Source organism: Paraburkholderia sp. Ac-20347 (assembly GCF_017104805.1).
GTDB classification, from domain to species: Bacteria; Pseudomonadota; Gammaproteobacteria; order Burkholderiales; family Burkholderiaceae; genus Paraburkholderia; species Paraburkholderia tropica.
Map to the genome: position 1 here is coordinate 43,245 of NZ_JAAGPN010000015.1, position 22,291 is coordinate 65,535.

At 65.1% G+C, this 22,291-nt stretch carries 18 protein-coding genes and 1 other RNA gene; 9 read left to right on the forward strand and 10 right to left on the reverse strand.

Annotated features, from left to right (window positions below; translation table 11 throughout):
- Positions 1-16: 16 nt before the first annotated feature.
- From hisC to gyrA, 5 genes are all read right to left on the reverse strand, one after another.
- Positions 17-1,129 carry a histidinol-phosphate transaminase gene (gene hisC / locus G3N97_RS05100; RefSeq protein WP_205992230.1) on the reverse strand — a complete coding sequence of 371 codons (1,113 nt, stop codon included), beginning with the start codon at positions 1,127-1,129 and terminating at the stop codon, positions 17-19.
- A 109-nt stretch (positions 1,130-1,238) separates the two neighbouring features.
- Entirely contained in the window at positions 1,239-2,321 is a 1,083-nt protein-coding gene (pheA, locus tag G3N97_RS05105; protein WP_065058277.1) for a prephenate dehydratase, read from the reverse strand.
- A 73-nt stretch (positions 2,322-2,394) separates the two neighbouring features.
- Positions 2,395-3,474 (reverse strand): 3-phosphoserine/phosphohydroxythreonine transaminase, encoded by a 1,080-nt coding sequence (serC, locus tag G3N97_RS05110; protein ID WP_205992231.1) that lies wholly within the window; start codon positions 3,472-3,474, stop codon positions 2,395-2,397.
- Between the two features lie 205 nt (positions 3,475-3,679).
- Complete coding sequence (locus G3N97_RS05115) at positions 3,680-4,285, reverse strand: DUF2059 domain-containing protein (RefSeq protein ID WP_205992246.1); 606 nt, start codon at positions 4,283-4,285, stop codon at positions 3,680-3,682.
- Between the two features lie 231 nt (positions 4,286-4,516).
- Positions 4,517-7,120, reverse strand: coding sequence for a DNA gyrase subunit A (gyrA, locus tag G3N97_RS05120; RefSeq protein ID WP_074983909.1), 2,604 nt, complete (start codon positions 7,118-7,120; stop codon positions 4,517-4,519).
- A 737-nt stretch (positions 7,121-7,857) separates the two neighbouring features.
- On the opposite strand from gyrA, the gene ompA reads away from it, so the two are divergent.
- The 4 genes from ompA (at position 7,858) to ssrA (ending at position 10,679) form a co-directional block, all read left to right on the forward strand.
- Entirely contained in the window at positions 7,858-8,502 is a 645-nt protein-coding gene (gene ompA / locus G3N97_RS05125; RefSeq protein WP_065058274.1) for an outer membrane protein OmpA, read from the forward strand.
- Positions 8,503-8,761: 259 nt separating this feature from the next.
- The gene (gene ubiG, locus G3N97_RS05130) at positions 8,762-9,460 is read left to right on the forward strand and encodes a bifunctional 2-polyprenyl-6-hydroxyphenol methylase/3-demethylubiquinol 3-O-methyltransferase UbiG (protein ID WP_205992232.1); all 699 of its coding nucleotides are present in this window, start codon (positions 8,762-8,764) and stop codon (positions 9,458-9,460) included.
- A 25-nt stretch (positions 9,461-9,485) separates the two neighbouring features.
- Positions 9,486-10,205, forward strand: coding sequence for a phosphoglycolate phosphatase (gph, locus tag G3N97_RS05135; protein WP_205992233.1), 720 nt, complete (start codon positions 9,486-9,488; stop codon positions 10,203-10,205).
- A 104-nt stretch (positions 10,206-10,309) separates the two neighbouring features.
- Positions 10,310-10,679, forward strand: a transfer-messenger RNA (tmRNA) gene (ssrA, locus tag G3N97_RS05140).
- Positions 10,680-10,838: 159 nt separating this feature from the next.
- On the opposite strand, the gene G3N97_RS05145 is transcribed toward ssrA, so the two are convergent.
- Both G3N97_RS05145 and G3N97_RS05150 read right to left on the reverse strand, forming a co-directional pair.
- On the reverse strand, positions 10,839-11,105 hold the full coding sequence (locus tag G3N97_RS05145; RefSeq protein ID WP_074983912.1) for a hypothetical protein: 267 nt from the start codon (positions 11,103-11,105) through the stop codon (positions 10,839-10,841).
- A 150-nt stretch (positions 11,106-11,255) separates the two neighbouring features.
- A complete protein-coding gene (locus G3N97_RS05150) occupies positions 11,256-12,332 on the reverse strand; it encodes a substrate-binding domain-containing protein (RefSeq protein ID WP_205992234.1) in 1,077 nt (358 codons plus the stop codon).
- Positions 12,333-12,463: 131 nt separating this feature from the next.
- On the opposite strand from G3N97_RS05150, the gene G3N97_RS05155 reads away from it, so the two are divergent.
- Genes G3N97_RS05155 through G3N97_RS05170 form a run of 4 tightly spaced genes read left to right on the forward strand, consistent with a single transcriptional unit; the run spans position 12,464 to position 17,767 of the window.
- Positions 12,464-13,006, forward strand: a complete 543-nt coding sequence (locus G3N97_RS05155) for an NAD(P)H-dependent oxidoreductase subunit E (protein ID WP_205992235.1) — start codon at positions 12,464-12,466, stop codon at positions 13,004-13,006.
- Complete coding sequence (locus G3N97_RS05160) at positions 13,003-14,562, forward strand: formate dehydrogenase beta subunit (protein ID WP_205992236.1); 1,560 nt, start codon at positions 13,003-13,005, stop codon at positions 14,560-14,562. Before G3N97_RS05155 ends, G3N97_RS05160 begins: the two co-directional genes overlap by 4 nt.
- Before the next feature lie 13 nt (positions 14,563-14,575).
- Entirely contained in the window at positions 14,576-17,521 is a 2,946-nt protein-coding gene (gene fdhF / locus G3N97_RS05165; protein ID WP_205992237.1) for a formate dehydrogenase subunit alpha, read from the forward strand.
- A 3-nt stretch (positions 17,522-17,524) separates the two neighbouring features.
- The gene (locus G3N97_RS05170; RefSeq protein ID WP_205992238.1) at positions 17,525-17,767 is read left to right on the forward strand and encodes a formate dehydrogenase subunit delta; all 243 of its coding nucleotides are present in this window, start codon (positions 17,525-17,527) and stop codon (positions 17,765-17,767) included.
- 61 nt (positions 17,768-17,828) lie between these two features.
- Here the strand turns inward: G3N97_RS05170 and G3N97_RS05175 are convergent, their stop codons facing one another.
- The 3 genes from G3N97_RS05175 to G3N97_RS05185 all read right to left on the reverse strand — a co-directional run bounded on the left by G3N97_RS05175 (position 17,829) and on the right by G3N97_RS05185 (position 21,038).
- Positions 17,829-19,571 (reverse strand): FAD-dependent monooxygenase, encoded by a 1,743-nt coding sequence (locus G3N97_RS05175; RefSeq protein ID WP_205992239.1) that lies wholly within the window; start codon positions 19,569-19,571, stop codon positions 17,829-17,831.
- A gap of 118 nt (positions 19,572-19,689) precedes the next feature.
- Positions 19,690-20,694: a cation diffusion facilitator family transporter gene (locus G3N97_RS05180; RefSeq protein WP_205992240.1), complete on the reverse strand. Its 1,005-nt coding sequence runs from the start codon at positions 20,692-20,694 to the stop codon at positions 19,690-19,692.
- Entirely contained in the window at positions 20,691-21,038 is a 348-nt protein-coding gene (locus tag G3N97_RS05185) for a metalloregulator ArsR/SmtB family transcription factor (protein ID WP_241030397.1), read from the reverse strand. The genes G3N97_RS05180 and G3N97_RS05185 overlap by 4 nt, the downstream gene beginning before the upstream one ends.
- A 145-nt stretch (positions 21,039-21,183) precedes the next feature.
- On the opposite strand from G3N97_RS05185, the gene G3N97_RS05190 reads away from it, so the two are divergent.
- On the forward strand, positions 21,184-22,291 hold a 1,108-nt coding region (locus G3N97_RS05190), incomplete at its 3' end, for a tetratricopeptide repeat protein (protein WP_205992242.1).

A 22,291-nucleotide genomic window follows, 5' to 3' on the forward strand; every position in this document is an offset into this window, starting at 1 on the left:
AGAAAAAGTGGCGTGCTCATGCCGGGGCCAGACTGCGTTCGAGCGCCGCGACGAACGCGGCGTTTTCGTCGGCGAGACCGATCGTCACGCGCAGCCATTGCGGCAGTCCGTAGCCGCCGACCGGACGCACGATCACACCCTGCTTGAGCAAGCCGAGATTGACGCGCTCGCCCGCCTGATCGTCCTGACCGACGCGCACGAGCACGAAGTTGCCGTCCGACGGCACGTATTCGAGGCCCATGCGCTCGAAGGCCGCCGTGAGCGTGCGATAGCCCTCGGCGTTGAGCGCGGCGCTCTGTTCGAGAAACGCCGTGTCGCCGAGCGCCGCGACCGCCGCGGCCTGCGCGAGCGTGTTCACGTTGAACGGCTGGCGCAGACGGTTCAGCAGATCGGTCAGCGCCGGCTGCGCGATCGCAAACCCGATGCGCAGGCCCGCGAGCCCGTAAGCCTTCGAGAACGTGCGCGACACCACGAGATTCGGATAGCGGCGCACCCATGCGATCGAGTCGTAGCGCTTGTCCGCCGCGAGATATTCCGTGTAGGCCTCGTCGAGCACCACGACGACCTCGCGCGGCACCCTGGCGATGAACGCTTCGAGCGCCGTGCCGTCGATGAACGTGCCAGTCGGATTGTTCGGATTGGCGACGAAGATCAGGCGCGTGTCGTCGGCGATGGCCGCGAGCATCGCGTCGAGATCGTGGCCGTACTGCACGGCCGGCGTCACCACGTGACGCGCGCCGAGCCCTTGCGTCGCGAGCGCGTAAACCGCGAACGAATACTGCGAATAGACGATCGACTGACCGCGTTCCACGCACGCGTGCGCGGCGATTTCGAGAATATCGTTGCTGCCGTTGCCGAGCGTGATCCACTCGGGCGGCACGTCGTAACGCGCCGCGAGCGCGGCCTTCAGCTCGAACGCGTTCGAGTCCGGATAACGGCCGAGTTCGGCCGCCGCCTGCGCAATCGCACGCTGCGCCGACGCGGGCATGCCGAGCGGGTTCTCGTTCGACGCGAGCTTGACGATGCGCGCCTCGTCGAGTCCGAACTCGCGAGCGACTTCGGAAATCGGCTTGCCGGCGACATACGGCGCGATCGCGCGCACATAGGAAGGGCCGAATGGCTGGGTCATGCGTGTCTCTCCAGGGCCGCTCGCGTGCGGCGGCGCGGCATCATCGACGTGACATCGACTTGATTCAGCGAAGGCGCGCCTGCGCGCGCCGCACGAACGCTCGGCGCACTCAGCGCGAGCGCGGATACGAACCGAGAATCTTGAGGAACGCCGCCTTCTTGCCGAGCTCGTCGAGCGCGGCCGCCACGGCGGGTTCGTCGCGATGGCCTTCGAAGTCGATGTAGAAGTAGTACTCCCACGTGCCGACACGCGCCGGACGCGACTCGAAACGCGTCATCGAAACGCCGTGACGCGCGAGCGGTTCGAGCAGCTTGTAGACCGCGCCCGGCTCGTTCTTCACCGAGACGATCATCGACGTCTGATCGTGGCCCGACACGCCCGCCGGCTGCTTGCCGATCGTCACGAAACGCGTGCGGTTGTGCGGGTCGTCCTGAATCAGCGCGTTGGCGATCAGCAGGCCGTAATGCGTGGCCGCGCGCTCGCCCGCGATGGCCGCGACGGTCGGATCTTCCGCCGCGAGACGCGCGGCTTCCGCGTTGCTCGACACGGCCTGACGCTCCAGATGCGGCGCGTTCGCCGTCAGCCAGTGCTGACACTGCGCGAGCGCCTGCGGATGCGCGCACACGCGCGTCACGCCCGCGAGCTTGCCGCTTTGCGTCATCAGGTTGTGCTGGATCGGCAGCGCGATTTCGCCGCCGATCGAGAGCTGCGTCTGCAGGAACAGGTCGAGCGTGCGCGACACTGCGCCCTCGGTCGAATTCTCGACCGGCACGACGCCGAATTCGGCGCTGCCCGCCTCGACCGCGCGGAACACCTCGTCGATCGACGGGCACGGCAGACCTTCGATCGACTGACCGAAGTAACCGTAGACCGCCTGTTCGCTATACGTGCCGACCGGCCCGAGATAGGCCACCGAAATGGTCTTTTCGAGCGAGCGGCTCGCGGCCATGATCTCGCGCCAGATGGCGCTGATGTGCTCGTTGCCGAGCGGGCCTGCGCTCAGGTTCTGCAGGCGTTCGATCACCTGCAGCTCGCGCTCCGGACGGAACACGGGCGCGTTGAAATGCTTCTTCACCTCGCCGACTTCGAGCGCGACAGCAGCGCGCTGGTTCAGGAGGGAGATGAGCTGCGCGTCGAGAGCGTCGATACGCTCTCGCAGCGGCTTGAGTTGGGAATTGAGTTCGTCGTCCATGCGTGAAACCGGCAATCTGAAAGGAGGCGCGCGGCGTGAGCTGCGCGCGCGGCAGGCGCCGCCCGACGCGAGGTCAGGCTTTCGCCTCGAATTCCTTCATGTACTCGACCAGTGCCTGCACTGCTTCGAGCGGCACCGCGTTGTAAATCGACGCCCGCATGCCGCCGACGGACTTGTGGCCCTTCAGCTGCACCAGCCCGCGCGCCTTCGCGCCGGCCAGGAAATCATCGTTACGTGTTTCGTCGGCGAGGAAGAACGGTACGTTCATCCGCGAGCGCGCGCGGCGCTCCACCTTGTTGATGTAGAAGCTGCTCGAATCGATCGTGTCGTAGAGCAGCTGGGCCTTCTCGATATTGCGCGCTTCGATGGCTTCGAGGCCACCCTGGCGCTTCAACCACTTGAACACGAGCCCCGCGATGTAGATCGCGTAAGTGGGCGGCGTGTTGAACATCGAATTGTTGGCGGCGACGGTCTTCCATTCGAACGCCGACGGGCAGACGGGCATCGCGCGGTCGAGCAGATCCTCGCGCACGATCACGACGGTGACGCCCGCCATGCCGATGTTCTTCTGCGCGCCGCCGTAGAGCACGCCGTATTTGGCGATGTCCATCGGTCGCGACAGGATGTGCGAGGACGCGTCCGCCACGAGCGGGATGTCGCCCAGATCGGGAATCTCGAAGGTCTCGACGCCGTCGATCGTCTCGTTCGTGCACAGGTGCACGTAAGCGGGATCGTCGGAAAGCTGCCACTCGCTCTTTTGCGGCGCATGCGTGAAACCGGCCTCGGTGCGGCCCGTGGCGGCGATGTGCGACGCGCCGTACTTGAGCGCTTCCTTCTGCGACTTCTGCGACCACGAACCCGTGATGACGAAGTCCGCGCGCGGCTTCGAGCCGAACAGGTTCAGCGGCACGATGGCGTTTTCGCCGATGCCGCCGCCTTGCAGAAAGAGGATCTGATGGCTCGCGGGAACCTGCATCAGTTCACGCAGATCGAGCAGCGCTTCGCTGTGGATCTGCATGAATTCCGGCCCGCGATGGCTCATTTCCATCACGCCCATGCCGCTGCCATGCCAGTCGAGCATTTCGTCGGCGGCCTGGCGGAGCACCTCTTCCGGCAAGGCTGCCGGTCCGGCGGAGAAGTTGAAGACGCGCATCGTAAGGAGATCCCGAGGCAGGCGCGGCGGCTGAGGACACCGGGATGCGCCAGAAAAAGAAAAGGCCGTTTGCGCTGCTATCGCGCAAACGGCCATTATCGCATTGTCGCCGGGAACCCGCCAACGCGGGCTCGCCGGGGACGGCGACGCATCGTGCCCGATCGCGCCCCAAGAGAGGCGCACCGGTGATGCTGACGATGCTGACTTACTTAGCCGGCTTGACCGACGCGACTTCCTTGTCGGCCTGGTCACGCGTTGCCTTGATCGACTGCGGCATGTACTTCTGCATCAGACCGTTGACGACGTCGCGGCCAACCTGGTCTTGAACCTGGATGAACTTGCGGCCGGTCGGGCTGCGGTAGAACGAGGTCAGGTCCTTGATTTCCGACGTGCTGTAGTACTTTGCGTAAGCTTCGTACTGAGCTTGCATCGCGTCCTGCTTGAACGAGTCGGTCGCGAAGACCTGACCTGCCGAGTCAACCAGCTTCGGCACGGCGTTCTTTTGCAGCGACGGGACGGAAGCCTGCTTCTGCTTGTCCGTCATCGTCTTGTTTTCCGACAGCGCGTCCGACAGGATCGCCGGGACGAGTTGCTTGGCTTGCATCTGTGCGCTGTTGCCGATCGCGCCGACGAGCTTCTGTGCGTCGATTGCGTCGAGCAGGTCCTTGATCGCGGCTTGCTTCGCCGGATCGATCGGTGCTGCGGCAGCGGCCGGTGCCTGATCGGGCGCCTGGTTCTGGAGCGCCTGAGCCATGGCAAACGTCGGCACGAGAGCGGCCAGCAACAAAACCTGCTTGAATCGTTTTTGCATCATTACTCCCTCAGAGAAATTAATCGAACTGCCAGCCGCGCGGATCGCGGGGCGCGCCTTTCGCGCCCGCCGCCCAATCCACCCGGCGTCATTCAGCACCATCATTCAGTACCGTGGCCGCCCATCTTCGCCGTCCGGCGCCCGCGCGATTTTATACGCGAGCGCACCGGCTGGGACGCTGGACACGAAGCGGCCCGCTCACGCGGGCCGTCCTGTACTACGGGCTCAGCCTTACTCTTCGCTTTCGCCCTCGCCTTCGGCCAGATCGCCGTCGGCGTCGGCCTCGGCGACCTGCTGCAAGCCAGAGAGCTTCGTGCCTTCGTCAAGGCTGATGAGTGTAACACCTTGCGTTGCACGGCCCATTTCACGGATCTCCGAGACGCGCGTGCGGATCAGCACGCCCGTGTTGGTGATCAGCATGATCTGGGCTTCCTGGTCGACCAGCGTGGCCGCGACCACCTTGCCGTTACGCTCCGACGTCTGGATCGCAATCATGCCCTTCGTGCCGCGGCCATGACGCGTGTACTCCGTGATCGGGGTGCGCTTGCCGTAACCGTTTTCGGTGGCGGTGAGCACCGACTGCTGCTCGTCGCCGGCCACCAGCAGCGCGATGACCTGCTGGCTGTCGTCGAGCTGCATGCCGCGCACGCCGCGTGCCTCGCGGCCCATCGGACGCACGTCGTTCTCGTCGAAGCGCACGGCCTTGCCGGCGTCGGAGAACAGCATGACGTCGTGCTGACCGTCGGTGATGGCCGCGCCGATCAGGTAGTCGCCGTCGTCCAGGCCGACCGCAATAATACCCTTGCGCAGCGGGCGGCTGAAGGCTTCCAGCGGGGTCTTCTTGACGGTGCCGAGCGCCGTTGCCATGAACACGAACTTGTCGGCCGAGAACTCCTTGACCGGCAGCACGACCGTGATCTTCTCGCCGTCCTGCAGCGGGAACATATTCACGATCGGACGGCCGCGCGAGTTGCGCGAGCCCTGCGGCACTTCATACACCTTCACCCAGTACACGCGGCCACGGTTCGAGAAGCACAGGATGTGGTCGTGCGTATTGGCGATGAACAGCGTGTCAATCCAGTCGTCCTCCTTCATGGAGGTCGCCTGCTTGCCGCGACCGCCGCGCTTCTGGGCGCGATATTCGGACAACGGCTGCGATTTCACGTAACCGGCGTGCGACATGGTCACGACCATGTCCTGCGGCGTGATCAGATCTTCGGTGTTCAGTTCCGTCGCGTTCATCTCGATCTTCGAGCGGCGGGCATCGCCGAATTCGCTCTTGATCGAGGTGAGTTCGTCGGAGATCATGGTCGTTACGCGCTCGGGGCGCGCAAGGATGTCGAGCAGGTCGGCAATCTGCGCCATGACTTCGCGGTACTCGCCAATGATCTTGTCCTGCTCCAGACCCGTCAGGCGTTGCAGACGCATTTGCAGGATTTCCTGCGCCTGCGTGTCGGACAGACGATAGAGACCGTCGCCCTGCATGCCGTACAGCGGGTTGAGCCCTTCCGGACGATACGCGTCGCGGCCGCCGGCCGATGCGTTTTCCTGCTCCGCACGCTGGAGCATCTCGCGCACGAGCGACGAATCCCACGAACGGTTCATCAACTCCTGCTTCGCGATCGGCGGCGTAGGCGCGGCCTTGATGATCTCGATGAAGCTGTCGATGTTCGCGAGCGCGACCGCGAGGCCTTCGAGCACGTGGCCGCGTTCGCGGGCCTTGCGCAGTTCGTAGACCGTGCGACGCGTGAGCACTTCGCGGCGGTGCGACAGGAAATGGTCGAGCATTTCCTTCAGGTTCAGCAGCTTCGGCTGGTTGTCCACCAGCGCGACCATGTTCATGCCGAACGTGTCCTGCAGCTGCGTCGCCTTATAGAGGTTATTGAGAATGACCTCGGGCACTTCACCGCGCTTGAGCTCGATCACGACGCGCATACCGCTCTTGTCGGACTCGTCGCGAATGTCGGAAATGCCTTCGAGTTTCTTCTCGTTGACCAGCTCGGCGATGCGCTCCAGCAGCGAGCGCTTGTTCACCTGATACGGCAGTTCGTCGACGATGATCGCCATACGTTGACCGCGATCAATCTCTTCGAAGTGCGTAAGAGCGCGCATCACGACGCGGCCGCGGCCCGTGCGATAGCCGTCGCGCACGCCGGCGACGCCGTAGATGATGCCGGCGGTCGGGAAATCCGGCGCGGGGATGATCTCGATCAGCTCGTCGATCGTGGCCTGCGGATTCTTCAGCAGATGCTGGCAAGCATCGACCACTTCGTTGAGGTTGTGCGGCGGGATGTTCGTGGCCATACCGACCGCGATACCCGACGAGCCATTGATCAGCAGATTCGGAATGCGCGCGGGCAGGATCAGCGGCTCGCTTTCGCTGCCGTCGTAGTTCGGCCCGAAGTCGACGGTTTCCTTGTCGATGTCGGCGAGCAGTTCGTGACCGATCTTCGCCATGCGGATTTCGGTGTAACGCATGGCCGCGGCGTTGTCGCCGTCGATCGAACCGAAGTTGCCCTGGCCGTCGACCAGCATGTAGCGCAGCGAGAAGCTCTGCGCCATACGCACGATGGTGTCGTACACCGCCGTGTCGCCGTGAGGATGGTATTTACCGATGACGTCGCCGACGATACGCGCCGACTTCTTGTACGCGCGGTTCCAGTCGTTGTTCAACTCGTGCATCGCGTACAGCACGCGCCGGTGCACCGGCTTGAGGCCGTCTCGCACATCCGGCAGCGCCCGCCCGACGATCACGCTCATCGCGTAATCGAGATACGAGCGGCGCATTTCCTCCTCGAGGGAGATAGGCAGAGTCTCTTTGGCGAATTGATCCATTATCGATGTCGTTATCGGGCACGCGCGATGCTAGGGCCTCACCTGCCATTGCCTGACGGGCGAGCGGCCTGGATGCATCGCAACACGCCCTTGCTGTCGCATGGACGCCGCGGACGCAGCGCAATCTTCCGATTCTATCATGCGCGGCACCCCCGCCCGCCGACTCGAGGCGCTCCACGTATACCTATTAGAGGGGTGACCTGGAACGGCTCAAAACGGCGCTAATGGGATTGAGCGTGCGACGGGGTGTGAAGCGCGCGTCAAACCGCGCGAAAGGACGGGAGTGAAACCAATGGCGAGAGCATGGAAAGTGCGCCGGAACTGTAAAGAATTGTCATCTGTCACGTCACACGAAACGCACGATTGCGTCATATGAACGACAATGCGCAGCGCCGTTGCGAAAGGACCTCAGTGGCGACACGAGACCGCGCGACAGGCAGCCAATTTCGAGACACACTGACAGGCAAACAACCAGGCACACTACCAGGAGATTCGTCGGGAACTTTTTGTTGCGGGTGTACCACATTCGACGAGCCGCAATGAAAGGGGCGGATTTTTTTTATCGTTGGAAGGGAACGATATGGCAAAATGCCAACGCACAAAGTTAGACACCGCTCGAAGTCTACACAAGACGTGCCCCACAACGTGCCAATGTTATACTTCGAGCAATGTATGACTTGTCTTCGTCATATGGCTCGCAGTAAACCTGCGGTAATCTCAATTTCGAGAGGAGAAATATGAATAACTTTTCAAAGCTCGCGTTCATTGCAGCTACCGCAGTAGTCGCTGCAAGCGCACAGGCACAATCGGTGCCGGCGTCGCGACAAGCCGTCAATGACAACTGGGTGAACGGCACGGGCGAATACGTCTGGATGAACGGCACGAACGAACTGTGCTGGCGCGATGCGTTCTGGACGCCGGCCACGGCTAACGCCAAGTGCGATGGCGCACTGGTCGCCCAGGCACCGCAGCCGCCGGTCGCTCCGCCGCCGCCGGCAATCACGAGCCAAAAGATCACGTATCAAGCCGACGCTCTGTTCGACTTCGACAAGGCTATCCTGAAGCCGGCTGGCAAGGAAAAGCTGGACGATCTGGCAGGCAAGATCCAGGCTCTGAACCTCGAAGTCGTCGTTGCTACGGGCTACACGGACCGCATCGGTTCGGCTGCCTACAACGACCGTCTGTCGCTGCGCCGTGCGCAAGCCGTCAAGTCGTACCTGGTCAGCAAGGGCGTCCCGGCAGAGCGTATCTACACGGAAGGCAAGGGCAAGCGCAACCCGGTTACGACTGGCTGCAACCAGAAGAACCGCAAGCAGCTGATCTCGTGCCTCGCACCGGATCGCCGCGTGGAAGTCGAAGTCGTCGGCACGCAAAAGCAGTAATCGCGCGCTACGGCTGTACGACTCAAAAGCCCCGCTTCGGCGGGGCTTTTTTATTGCCGCGCCGCTTTCGCTCTGGCTACGCACTGCGATCTGCGCGCAACGCGCCGCGAAGTCACTCGCAACGTCGCGCACAGCCCACGGTGCAGCAGCGCCCGTTTTGCCCCCGCTTTTGCCCTCCGGTTTTGCCCCCTTCCCTGCACGCCTATATACTCGGGGTTTGTTTTCACCAACCTTCTACCGCGCCTCAGGCCGCTTCGACATGACCAACGCCGATCCCCACGAACTACAGAAATTCAGCGATCTCGCTCATCGCTGGTGGGACCCGAACGCGGAGTTCAAGCCGCTGCACGAGCTGAACCCCATTCGTCTCGGCTGGATCGACAGCCACGCGCACCTGCCGTCCAAGCGCGTGCTCGACATCGGTTGCGGCGGCGGCATTCTGTCGGAATCGATGGCCGGTCTTGGCGCGAACGTCAAAGGCATCGACCTGTCGAGCGAAGCGCTCGGCGTCGCCGACTTGCACAGTCTTGAAAGCGGAATCACGGTGGAATACGAGGAGATCGCAGCAGAAGCGATCGCAGCGCGCGAGCCCGCCTCGTTCGACGTGGTCACCTGCATGGAAATGCTCGAACACGTGCCGGAACCGCTGAGCGTGGTCAAGGCGTGCGCGACGCTCGTCAAACCGGGCGGCTGGGTGTTCTTCTCCACGCTCAACCGCAATGTGAAGTCCTACCTGCTCGCCGTGGTCGGCGCGGAATACATCGCGCAGATGCTGCCCAAGGGCACGCACGACTACGCGCGCTTCATCCGCCCCTCCGAGCTTGCGGGCTTCGTGCGCCAGGCCGGGCTGAACGCGGTCGAGATCAAGGGCATCACGTACAACCCGATCACGCGCCACTTCGCGCTCTCGAACGACTCCAGCGTCAACTACATGATCGCCTGCCGGCGCGAAGCCTGAAGCGGCGCGCCCGTCACATTCCGACATGACCCAGACTCCGCTTGATACCGCGCCGCGCGACGTCGCCGCGCTCGCCGCCTACGACGCCGTGCTGTTCGACTTCGACGGCACGCTCGCCGACACGGCGCCCGACCTCGCCGCCGCCGTCAACCAGATGCGCCACGCGCGCGGCCTCGCGCCCGCGCCCTACGAGAAGCTGCGCCCGCTCGCCTCGGCGGGCGCGCGGGGTCTGATCGGCGGCGCTTTCGGCGTGGGGCCCGACGACCACGAGTTCGCCGCGATGCGCGAGGAATTCCTCGCCAACTACGCGGCCAATCTGCGTGTGGAAACGGCGCTGTTCGCGGGCATCGACGCGGTGCTCGACGACCTCGACGCGCGCGGCGTGCGCTGGGGCATCGTGACCAACAAGGTTGCGCGCCTGACCGACCCGCTCGTGAAGCTGATGCATCTCGACACGCGCGCGGCCTGCGTCGTGAGCGGCGACACCACGCCCTACTCCAAGCCGCATCCGGCCCCGCTGCTGCATGCGGCTGAGGCGCTCGGCATCGCGCCACAACGCGTGGTGTACGTCGGCGACGACCTGCGCGACATCCAGGCGGGCCACGCGGCCGGCATGGCCACGATCGCCGCCGCCTACGGCTACTGCGGCAATATCGAGCCGCCCGAGCAATGGAACGCCGACTATCTGGCCGACACGGCCGAGACGCTGCTCGCCTTGCTGCGCCCGGTCGGCAGCCGCGCCTGATCCAGCCCCAGAAGCACCCGACGCGCCGAAACCGCGCCCGCGCCCCTTGAAACGGGCGCGGTTCGCCTCATCTCGCGAACTATGGGATAATTGTTCCTTCCTCTGGGGCCGACCTGGTTTCGACAGGGGTTATGAAGTAGGCAGGGCATGCCGAGGACCCGTCACCTCGTTAATCAATGGGAAAAACGTAACTGCAAACGACGAAACGTTCGCACTGGCAGCCTAAGGGCCGCCGTCCTCTGCCTGGCTCACTGACGGGCTAGTGTCGCAAGACCGGTAGCAATACCGCCAGAGGTCATATACGTCAGTTAAGCTCTGTCGGCGTCACGACGCCAGAGTCGAAAATTTAGTGAATCGCCGTAGCGCAGCGTGTTCGTCCGCGTCGCTCCGGTTAAATCAAAAGACAGAACTACGCATGTAGAACTGTTTATGGACTGCTTCTGGACGCGGGTTCGATTCCCGCCGGCTCCACCAAAAATTCTGGGCAGCAAATAAAAAACTCGCGAAAGCTTTTACAAGCTTCGCGAGTTTTTTGTTTTTGCATCGCAATAATCTGCGATAAATCAAAACCGGCGCCAATCGAAGCTAATCGAATTCAATGGCACCGGCTTTCATTAAATTGTCATAAAAATATCAATTGTCCTGCGGGCATTGCAGATTACAACCATTGGGATCGCCGAGATCGCCTTTTTTACGCGCGGAAGTCGGTTTGCCGTGCTGATATTTGGCGTCCGGCGCCGATGCCGCGAACTGCATCTGCGGATGCGCATTGAACTTGAACTCGTCGTCGAGAATGCCGCCCGGCACGCCCGGCGAGTTCTGCGCGAAGGCGACGTTGACGGTGGCGAACAGCACACCCGCGGTCGCGGCGGCTGCACAAACATTAAGCAGGAATTTCATGGTCGATCGGCGCGCTCAACGCGCATCTGGAACGGAAGAACCTATACGGTCTGAAAGTATCACAAAAAGCGCCGCACTCTGCAGCCCCACCCGCTGGGCATGTTGCGTCGTATTACAGCGCGCGGACGGCGAAACCACGCTTCGCGCACGTCAACGCGCGCCCGCCCAGCCTTCGTCGAGCGGCACGATGTCGCCGCAAGTGTCGGGATCGTAGCCTTCGAGTTGCGCCACCGCCTGCCTGAACGGCGCGCCGCGCAACAGCTCGAGCACCGCGGCCAGCGGCTCGCGTTCGAGCTGCCCGCGATCGCAGGCGAAGAAATAGTCTTCGTCGACGATCGGAATGAAGTCGAGCCCGAAGTGATGCGCGGCCGGCTCCACGCCGAAGCCCACGTCCGCCATGCCGCTCGCGACGAAGGCCGCGATCGCCGAGTGCGTGAGTTCCGACGAGGCATAACCGTTCACACGTTCCGGATCGACGCCGATACGCGTCAGCAGCAGATCGATCAGCATGCGCGTGCCCGAACCGGGCTGCCGGTTCACGAAGCGGATGTCACCGCGCGCGAGATCGGCGAGGCCCGTCACCTGACGCGGGTTGCCGCGTCCGACGAACAACCCCTGCTTGCGCCGCGTGAGATGGATCAGCACATGACGCTGCGGGTCGAGCCAGTTGCGATAGGCGTCGGCGCACGCCTCGCGAAAATCGCCGCGCGGCAGATGGAAGCCCGCCAGATCGCACTCGCCACGCGCGAGCGCCGAAATGGCGTCGGCACTGTCGCGGTACTTGATCTCGACCGGCACCTGATCGCCGACGAGCGCTGTCACCAGCGTGGCCACCGCGTAGCCGTGCGAAGCATGGATGCGCAGATCCTGCACGTCGGGCGCGAGCCATCGATTGAGGTCGCTCGCCACTTCACTCGCGAGCGCCTGCAGATTGCCCTGAAGGCGCTCGCCGCACAGCCGCTGCGAACGCAGCACGGCCTCGCCGAGTTCGGATAGCACCGAACCGCGCCCGCGCGCCTTCGCGATCAGCGCGCCGCCCAGACGCTCCTCCACTTCGCGCAACAAACCCCACGCATGGCGATAGGACAAACCCTTACGCTGCGCGGCCTGCGCGATGCTGCCTTCTTCCGCGACGAGCGCGAGCAGCGGTACAACGTCCGTCAGGCTTGCCTCGCGGCCATCCGCGTCGCGCACGACCAGTTGCGCGTGGCACTCCACCTTGATCATTATGAAGTCTTCCTTCCTATTGCGTCCGCCATTCTACGGGCCTATTGTTCGTCCATACAACGAGACAACCCCAGCATAGATGCACACTTTATGAATAACAAGTGCATATATGTGCCAGGAGGAGCCCCACAATGGACGAGACAATCCAGACCGCCGGGTCACAGGACATCGCACCCGATATCCTCGTGCAGCGTCACGCGCAACCCGGCCGCAACCTGCTTGCGATCCTGCATGCGATCCAGGACGACACCGGCTTCGTGCCGCCGGCCACCGTCGCGCCGCTCGCCAAAGCCTTGAATCTCTCGCGCGCCGAAGTCCACGGCGTCATCACCTACTACCACCACTTTCGCACCACGCCGCCCGCGCCCGTCACGGTCCAGCTGTGCCGCGCCGAAGCGTGCCGCAGCATGGGCAGCGAAGCGCTCGCGCAGCACGTAGAAGCGCGCACGGGTTGCCGCTTCGGCGCGCAGCACGGTCATGGCGATGAACACGCGCAGGGGCACGAAACTGCGAGCGATGTCGCGCTGGAATCGGTCTATTGCCTCGGCCAGTGCGCGCTCTCGCCCGCCATGATGATTAACGGCACGTTGCACGCAAAAGTAAGCCCGCAGAAGTTCGACGCGCTGCTCGCGAAGGCGTTGGCCGCCGTCGTGCGCACCGAGGAGGCCGCATGACGCGCATCTACGTTCCCCGCGATTCATCGGCGCTCGCGCTCGGCGCGGACGACATCGCCGCGGCCATCGCACGCGAAGCCGCCGCGCGCGGCATCGAGATCGAACTCGTGCGCAACGGCTCGCGCGGCCTGCTGTATCTCGAACCGCTCGTCGAAGTGGAAACGGCCGACGGCCGCGTCGGTTACGCGAACGTCGAGGAAGACGACGTCCCCGCGCTGTTCGACGCGAACTTTCTGCAAGGCGGCCAGCACGCACGCGGCGTGGGCCTCGTCGAACAGATTCCGTATCTGCGCAAGCAGCAGCGCCTGACCTTCGCGCGCATCGGCATCACCGATCCGCTCGCGACCGACGACTACGTCGCGCACGGCGGCCTCGACGGCCTGCGCAACGCGCTCACGATGACGAGCGCCAACGCCTGCGAAGCGCTCGTCGAATCGGGTCTGCGCGGACGCGGCGGCGCGGCCTTCCCCGCCGGCATCAAGTGGCGCACCGTCGCGCAGGCGCAGGCCGACCAGAAGTACATCGTCTGCAATGCCGACGAAGGCGATTCGGGCACCTTCTCCGACCGCCTCGTGATGGAAAGCGATCCCTACGTGCTGATCGAAGGCATGACGATCGCGGGCCTCACCGTCGGCGCGACGATCGGCCATATCTACGTGCGCAGCGAGTATCCGCATGCGATCGCCGCGCTCGAAGAAGCGATCCGCCGCGCGCGCGTCGCGGGCTGGCTCGGCGACAACGTGCTCGGTAGCGGCAAGCGCTTCGATCTGTTCGTCGCCAAAGGCGCGGGCGCCTACGTGTGCGGCGAGGAAACGGCGCTGCTCGAATCGCTCGAAGGCAAGCGCGGCGTCGTGCGCGCGAAGCCGCCGCTGCCCGCGCTCGCCGGTCTCTACGGCAAGCCCACGGTCATCAACAACGTCATCACGCTCGCCACCGTGCCGATCATCTTCGCGAAGGGCGCGGCGTTCTACAAGGACTTCGGCATGGGCCGCTCGCGCGGCACGCTGCCGTTCCAGCTCGCAGGCAACATCGCGCGCGGCGGGCTCGTCGAACTCGCGTTCGGCGTGACGCTGCGCGAACTGCTGGTCGATTACGGCGGCGGCACCGCCAGCGGCCGTCCGGCGCGCGCCGTGCAGGTCGGCGGCCCGCTCGGCACCTATCTGCCCGAGAGCCAGTGGGATATTCCGATGGACTACGAAGCGTATGCCGTAGTCGGCGCGGTCGTGGGCCACGGCGGTCTCGTCGTGCACGACGATACGTCCAATCTCGCCGGTCTCGCGCAGTACGCGATGGAATTCTGCACGCTCGAATCGTGCGGCAAGTGCACGCCCTGCCGCATCGGCTCGACGCGCGGCGTCGAGGTGATCGCGAAGATCCGCAACGGCGACACATCGGAAAAGCAGGTCACGCTGCTGCGCGATCTGTGCGACACGATGGTGTCCGGCTCGCTCTGCGCGATGGGCGGCATGACGCCCTACCCCGTGCTCTCCGCGCTCAATCACTTCCCGGAAGATTTCGGTCTCGAACCCGTCGCGCAACCGAACGCGGCCGCCTGAACGAGGAACCACCATGTCCGACACGCTCATGTCCCAAGCCGGTGGTTGCGGTTCCGGCAATTGCGCCTGCAAAAGCGCGGCGATGAACAAAGCCAACACTCGCTCGCCCTTCGACGACACCGACTACGGCACGCCGCTGCGTCACGCCGATGTCGACGTCACGCTCGAAATCGACGGTCAGTCCGTGACGGTTCCGGCGGGCACCTCGGTGATGCGCGCCTCGATCGAAGCCGGCGTCAACGTGCCCAAGCTCTGCGCGACCGACTCGCTCGAACCGTTCGGCTCGTGCCGTCTGTGTCTCGTCGAAATCGAAGGACGGCGCGGTTATCCGGCGTCGTGCACGACGCCCGTCGAAGCGGGCATGAAGGTGCGCACGCAGACCGACCGTCTTCAGAAGCTGCGCCGCAACGTGATGGAACTCTACATCTCCGATCACCCGCTCGACTGCCTCACCTGCCCCGCCAACGGCGACTGCGAACTGCAGGACATGGCGGGCGTGACGGGCCTGCGCGAAGTGCGCTACGGCTTCGACGGCGCGAATCACCTGAAGAACCAGAAAGACGAATCGAACCCGTACTTCACCTACGATCCGTCGAAGTGCATCGTCTGCAACCGCTGCGTGCGCGCCTGCGAGGAAACGCAAGGCACGTTCGCGCTGACCATCGCCGCGCGCGGTTTCGAATCGCGCGTCGCGGCCGGCGCGGGCGAAGCGTTCATGGATTCCGAATGCGTGTCGTGCGGCGCCTGCGTGGCCGCCTGCCCGACCGCGACGCTGCAGGAAAAGAGCGTGGTGATGCTCGGCCAGGCCGAGCATTCGGTGGTCACGACCTGCGCGTATTGCGGCGTCGGCTGCTCGTTCAAGGCCGAGATGAAGGGCAACCAGGTCGTGCGCATGGTGCCGCACAAAAACGGTCAGGCGAACGAAGGCCATGCCTGCGTGAAGGGCCGTTTCGCGTGGGGCTACGCCACGCACAAGGACCGCATCAAGAAGCCGATGATTCGCGCGAAGATCACCGATCCGTGGCGCGAAGTGAGCTGGGAAGAAGCGATCGCCTACGCCGCCAGCGAGTTCCGCCGCATCCAGGCCAAGCATGGCCGCGATTCGATCGGCGGGATCACCTCGTCGCGCTGCACGAACGAGGAAACCTATCTCGTGCAGAAGCTCGTGCGCGCCGCGTTCGGCAACAACAATGTCGATACCTGCGCGCGCGTGTGCCACTCGCCCACGGGCTACGGCCTGAAGACCACGCTCGGCGAATCGGCGGGCACGCAGACGTTCGCCTCGGTCGATCACTCGGACGTGATCATGGTGATCGGCGCGAATCCGACTGACGGTCATCCGGTGTTCGGCTCGCGGCTGAAGCGGCGTGTGCGTCAGGGCGCGAAGCTGATCGTCGTCGATCCGCGCCGCATCGATATCGTCGATACCGCGCACGTGAAGGCCGAGCATCATCTGCAACTGCGCCCGGGCACCAACGTGGCGATGATCAACGCGCTCGCGCACACGATCGTCACCGAAGGGCTCGTGAACGAAGCCTTCGTGGCCGAGCGCTGCGAGACGCGCGCGTTCGAGCAGTGGCGCGATTTCGTCGCGCTGCCCGAGAATTCGCCGGAAGCGATGGAAGCCGTCACGGGCGTGTCCGCCGCGCTCGTGCGCGCGGCCGCGCGGCGTTACGCGCAGCCAGGCAACTCGGCGATCTACTACGGCCTCGGCGTGACGGAACACGCGCAAGGCTCGACGATGGTGATGGGCATCGCCAACCTCGCGATGGCCACGGGCAACATCGGCCGCGAAGGCGTGGGCGTGAATCCGCTGCGTGGCCAGAACAACGTGCAGGGTTCGTGCGACATGGGCTCGTTCCCGCACGAACTGCCGGGCTATCGCCACGTCGGCGACAGCACGACGCGCGCGCTGTTCGAGGACGCCTGGCACGTCACGCTGCAAAGCGAGCCGGGCCTGCGCATTCCGAACATGTTCGAGGCGGCGCTCGACGGCACCTTCATGGGTCTTTACTGCCAGGGCGAAGACATCGTCCAGTCCGATCCGAACACGCAGCATGTGGCGGCGGCGCTCTCGTCGATGGAATGCATCGTCGTGCAGGACATCTTCCTGAACGAGACGGCGAAGTACGCGCACGTGCTGCTGCCGGGTTCGTCGTTCCTCGAAAAGGACGGCACCTTCACGAACGCCGAACGCCGCATCTCGCGCGTGCGCAAGGTCATGCCGCCGATCGCCGGTTACGCCGACTGGGAAGCGACGATCCTGCTCGCGCGCGCGCTCGGCTACGAGATGGACTACACGCATCCGTCACAGATCATGGACGAAATCGCGCGTCTCACGCCGACTTTCCACGGCGTCTCGTATGCGCGGCTCGACGAAATGGGCAGCATCCAGTGGCCCTGCAACGAAGACGCGCCGGACGGCACGCCGATCATGCACATCGACGCCTTCGTGCGCGGCAAGGGCAAGTTCGTCATCACGAAGTTCATCGCTTCGCCGGAGAAAGTTACGCGGCGCTTCCCGCTGCTGCTCACGACGGGCCGCATTCTGTCGCAGTACAACGTGGGCGCGCAGACGCGCCGCACCGACAACTCGCGCTGGCACGAAGAGGACCGGCTGGAGATCCATCCCGTCGACGCCGACGATCGCGGTATCCGCGACGGCGACTGGGTGGGCATCGAGTCGCGCGCGGGCCAGACCGTGCTGCGCGCGAAGGTCAGCACGCGCATGCAGCCGGGCGTGGTCTACACGACGTTCCATTTCCCCGAATCGGGCGCGAACGTCATCACCACCGACGCCTCGGACTGGGCCACCAACTGCCCCGAGTACAAGGTGACCGCCGTGCAGGTCAACCACGTGCAGCAGCCGTCGGACTGGCAGCGCGAGTATTCGCGTTTCAACGAGACGCAGCTCGAATTGCATCGCTCGCGCGAACCGCTGACCACTTCAGGGAAATAAGCGATGAAAGCAGATCACCTGATCGAGATGGCGAACCAGATCGGCATGTTCTTCGACTCCTTGCCCGATCGCGAGGAAGCGCTGCTCGGCATTGCCGAGCACATCCGCAAGTTCTGGGAGCCGCGCATGCGCCGCACGTTGCTCGCGGCGCTCGACGGTCACGCGCAAGAAGATGCGGGTTTCAGCGAGATCGTGTTCGCGGCGCTCTCGACGCATCGCGAAGCGCTGGCGCCTGCCACGGCGTAGCAGTCTGCAGATTCACGCTCGACGCCGCGCGGCCTCGACGGGCCGCGCGGCGTTTTCACGTTCACTCCGCCACCGGATGCGGCGACGCCGACGGCGAGAACCACGTCTCGCAATGACGCAGCAGTCCGTTCAGATCCGAATGCGGACGGCCGCGCGCACAGAGATAGCCATCGGGACGCACGAGATAGAACGCGGGCCGCGTGCGGCCATACGCATCGCCGAGCGAAGCCGCGCCGCCATCGACGGGCGGCGCTTCGCCCTCGGGCAGATCGGCGAGCCACCAGACGCGCACCGCGCGCGGCAGCACGCGTTCGACGGCTTCGGTGAATCGCCGCAACGCCTCGACGCCGTTCTTCGCGTTCGGGCTTGCGTTCGAGCTTGAGTTCGGGCTCGCACTCGGGCTCGCGCCTACGGCCAGCGCATCCATTTCGCGCGCCACGTCGTCGTCGACGAGCAGAAACAGCGAGAAGCTCGCCGGATCGTGCAGATCGAAAATGCGCCCCTTGCCCGGCGCCTTGCCGAGCGGACCGTCGACCACGCGCACCTGCGCATCGGGTGCACGCTCGCCCGCGCGCGGCCCGCCGTCGAGCACGCGTTCGAGCGTGAGCGGACTGCGCCGGTATTGAATCGACAACTCGCTGACCGCCTGACGCGCCGCGTCGCGCAACGGCCCGAGCGCGACCAGCGCCGGCATCACGCGCTCGCGCAGCAGCTTGAGCGGGCCGTGATCGGCTTCGACGAGTTGCGTCATGAAGCTCGTCTGCTGCAGCACGATGCGCTCGATCGGATAGCGTTCCGCGTGATACGTGTCGAGCAGCCGGTCGGGCGCGCCGCCGAGCGTACGCGCGAGCTTCCAGCCCAGATTGAAGGCCTCCTGAATCCCCGTGTTCATGCCCTGCGCGCCCGCCGGGCTATGCACGTGCGCCGCGTCGCCCGCGAAGAACACGCGCTCCATGCGCAGATGGCGCACCATGCGGCTATTCACGTGAAAGTACGACGCCCAGCTCATATCGCTGATCGACACCGGATGATGCACGCGATGCTGCACGACCGCGCGGCATTCTTCGAGCGTCGGCACCGGCATCGCGCCTTCGGGCGCGGCGGGCAGCATGGCCTTGTGATCGGCGATCAGACGATAGCGACCGTGGCCGAACGGAAAGATCGCGGCCAGCCCGTCGCCCGACGCGAAGATATGGAATTCGTCGTCGGACCACGGCGTGCTCGCGCTGATATCGGCGAGCAGGAAGGACTGCGCGAGCGTCTCGCCATCGAACTTCATGTTCAGCCGATGGCGCACCGTGCTGTGCGCGCCGTCGGCGGCGATCAGATACGCGCAGCGCAGCGCTTCGGTGCGGCCGTCGGCGCGGCGCACATCGGCGCTCACGCCCGCCGAACCCTGCACGAATTCGATCAGTTGCACGCCACGTTCGATCTGCACGCCAAAGGTGGCGAGCTGCGCGGTGAGAATGCGCTCGGTCTCGGTCTGATCGATGAACAGCAGATACGGATAACGCGTGAGCAACGGATCGAAATCGAGACGCGCGCGGCGCTGGCCGTTCGAATAGAGATTGGCGACGTGCGCGCGATGGCCGCGTTCGAGAAACGGCTCGACGATGCGATGCTGCTCGAACAGTTCGAGCGTGCGCGCCTGAATGCCAATGGCGCGCGAATAACGTCCGGGCTCGTGCGCGCGATCGATCACGCGGACCGGAATGCGCGCGCGGGCAAGACTCAGCGCGGCGGCAAGACCCGTGGGTCCCGCGCCGACGATGAGCACGGACGGCTGGGAGAAAGCCTCGGTCATGCAGACCTCCATGCGGTCAACATGAGTCGTAGTGTACGCCCGCAACCCCTATGACCGGCGTGGGTTCAACGTGTCCTGCCACGCATGGCGCGCGGGTTTGACGCGGGCCGTCCCTGATTCAGCGATGGATCTGCGTTGCACCATCGAGCGAGCAACGATGCGCGCGGGTGTCGAGGTCGACTTGCAGCGTCACGTGCGTCACGCGAAAGCGTTCGCCGAGCGACGTGACGATCGCATCGAGCGCGGCGTCGCCCGGATGGCCGGCGGGCATGACGAGATGCGCGGTCAGCGCGATGCCGGTGGTCGAGAGCGCCCAGACGTGCAGGTCGTGCACGTCGGTCACGCCTTGCTGCTCTGCGAGAAACGCGCGAATACGCTCGATGTCCACGCCTTGCGGCACCGCCGCGAGCGCGAGCCGCACCGACTCGCGCAACAAGCCCCACGTACCGTAGACGATCACGCACACGACGGCGATGCTCATCAGCGGATCGATTCGGGTCCAGCCCGTCGCGAGAATCACGAGGCCGCTCACGGCGACGGCCGCGGATACGGCGGCGTCGGCGGCCATGTGCAGGAAGGCGCCGCGAATGTTCAGATCGTCGGCCTGACCGCGCATGAACAGCCACGCCGAAAATCCGTTCACGAGCATGCCGAGCGTCGCGACCACGAACACATCGAAGCCCGCGACGCTGGCCGGATGCAGGAGCCGCCCCACCGCTTCGGCGAGGATCGCACCGCAGGCGACGAGCAGCAGCGCGGCGTTGGCGAGCGACGCGAGAATCGACGAACTGCCGAAGCCGAACGTAAAGCGCGCCGACGGCGCGCGCGTGGCGAGCCAGGCCGCGCCCCAGGCGAGCAGCAGGCCGAGCACGTCGGAGAGATTGTGGCCCGCGTCGGCGAGCAGCGCCGTGGAATGCGCGAGCACGCCGTAGACGGTCTGCGCGACCACGATCACGACGTTCAGCGCGACGGCCAGAGCGAATGCGCGATGTTGGCCTGCCGCGGGCGCGTGGTTGTGGGCGTGGCCATGAGCGTGCGCGTGGGCGTGGTGATCGTGATGATCGTGGTCGTGGTGGTTGCTGTGATCGTGGTGATCGTGCGGGCGTTCGCGTGGGGAACTCATCGTCCACGCTCCTTTCCATCGTCCGCCGCCTCGGCCACGTGCTCCAGCATGCCCGCCAGCATCGTACCGATATGCGCGTCGGCGGCGGCGTAGAACACCTGCTTGCCCTCGCGCTCCGCCCGCACGATGCGCGCCGCGCGCAAGCGCCGCAAATGATGGCTGACGAGCGACGGCGAGAGCCCCAGCACATCGGCGATCGCGCCCACGGCACGGCGGCCGGTCACACAGACCAGCACGATTTTCAGGCGCGTCGGATCGCCCAGCACACGAAACAGTTCGGCGAGCGGCGCGACGCGCTCGTCCACGGAAAAATCGTCAGAAAAACGGCTCGAAAACGTCGTCATGGTCAGGATCGGCAACATATGAATCCACGTTCATACGTTAGGCGCGATGCGACAAAACCGCAACGAGACCTTTCAACTTCGTGGTTGGCTCCTCCGAGTGTGGGAAAATGACGGGTTCGTTTTCATTACGTCTTGCCTCTGGTTCATGGAACAGGTTTTTGTCCGCGCGTACGCCGCTCATCGCGACGGCCGGCTGGCTGATGCCGAGCGCGGTTATCGCGCGACGCTCGCCGCCGATCCCGTGCACGTCGATGCGCTGCATCTGCTCGGCGTGCTGCGGCACCAGCAGGGCCAGCACGCCGAAGCGGCGGACCTCGTGCGCCGCGCGGTCGAGCTGCGTCCCGACGATGCCGCGCTCCAGCTGAACCTCGGCAACGCGCTGAAGGCGCTCGGCGAGCTGGAGGGCGCGATCGAGCGCTTTCGCAACGCGCTCACGCTCGCGCCCGCCTTCGCGCTCGCGCACTACAACCTCGGCAACGCCTACGCGTCGATCGGCCGCCACGAAGACGCGATGTACGCGTTCAGCCACGCCGTGCGCCTGCAACCGGGCGACGCCTCGTCGCACAACAACCTCGGCAACGCGCTGCACGCGCTCGGCCGTCACGCCGAAGCCGCGGACGCCTTCCGCCGCGCGCTCAAGATTCGCCCCGGCCACGCGGGGGCGCACAACAATCTCGGCATGGCGCTGAACGCGCTCGGCGACAGTGCGGGCGCGGTCGAGCACTTCCAGAAGGCGCTGCGGCGCGAGCCGCGCTTCGTGGCCGCGCACTTCAACCTCGCGAATACGCTCGACGCGACCGGCTACCACACCCAGGCCGTCGCCGGCTTCCAGGAAGCGCTGGCGCTGCAGCCACAATTCCCGCCCGCGCTGTTCGGGCTCGGCAACGCGCTCGCCTCGCAGGGCCGCTACGCGGAAGCGATCGGTCCCTATGAACGTGCGATCGGCTTCGATCCGAAATTCGCGCTGGCCTGGCTCGCGCTCGGCACGGCGCATCACGCGCTCGGCCGCCACGCCGCTGCCCTGCGCGCCTTCGACGAAGCGCTGCGCGTGCGCCCGGAACTGGCCGCCGCGCACCTGAACCGCGCGCTGACGTGGCTCACGCTCGGCGACTTCCGGCGCGGCCTGCCCGAGTACGAATGGCGGCTCGATCCGGCTTTCCGCGACGAAGCGGCCGCGCGCGGCACGCCCGTCGCGCTAACCGGCGATGCGTCGGCCGATGCGGCGGCCGATGCGTCCGCCCTGCCCAACGGCC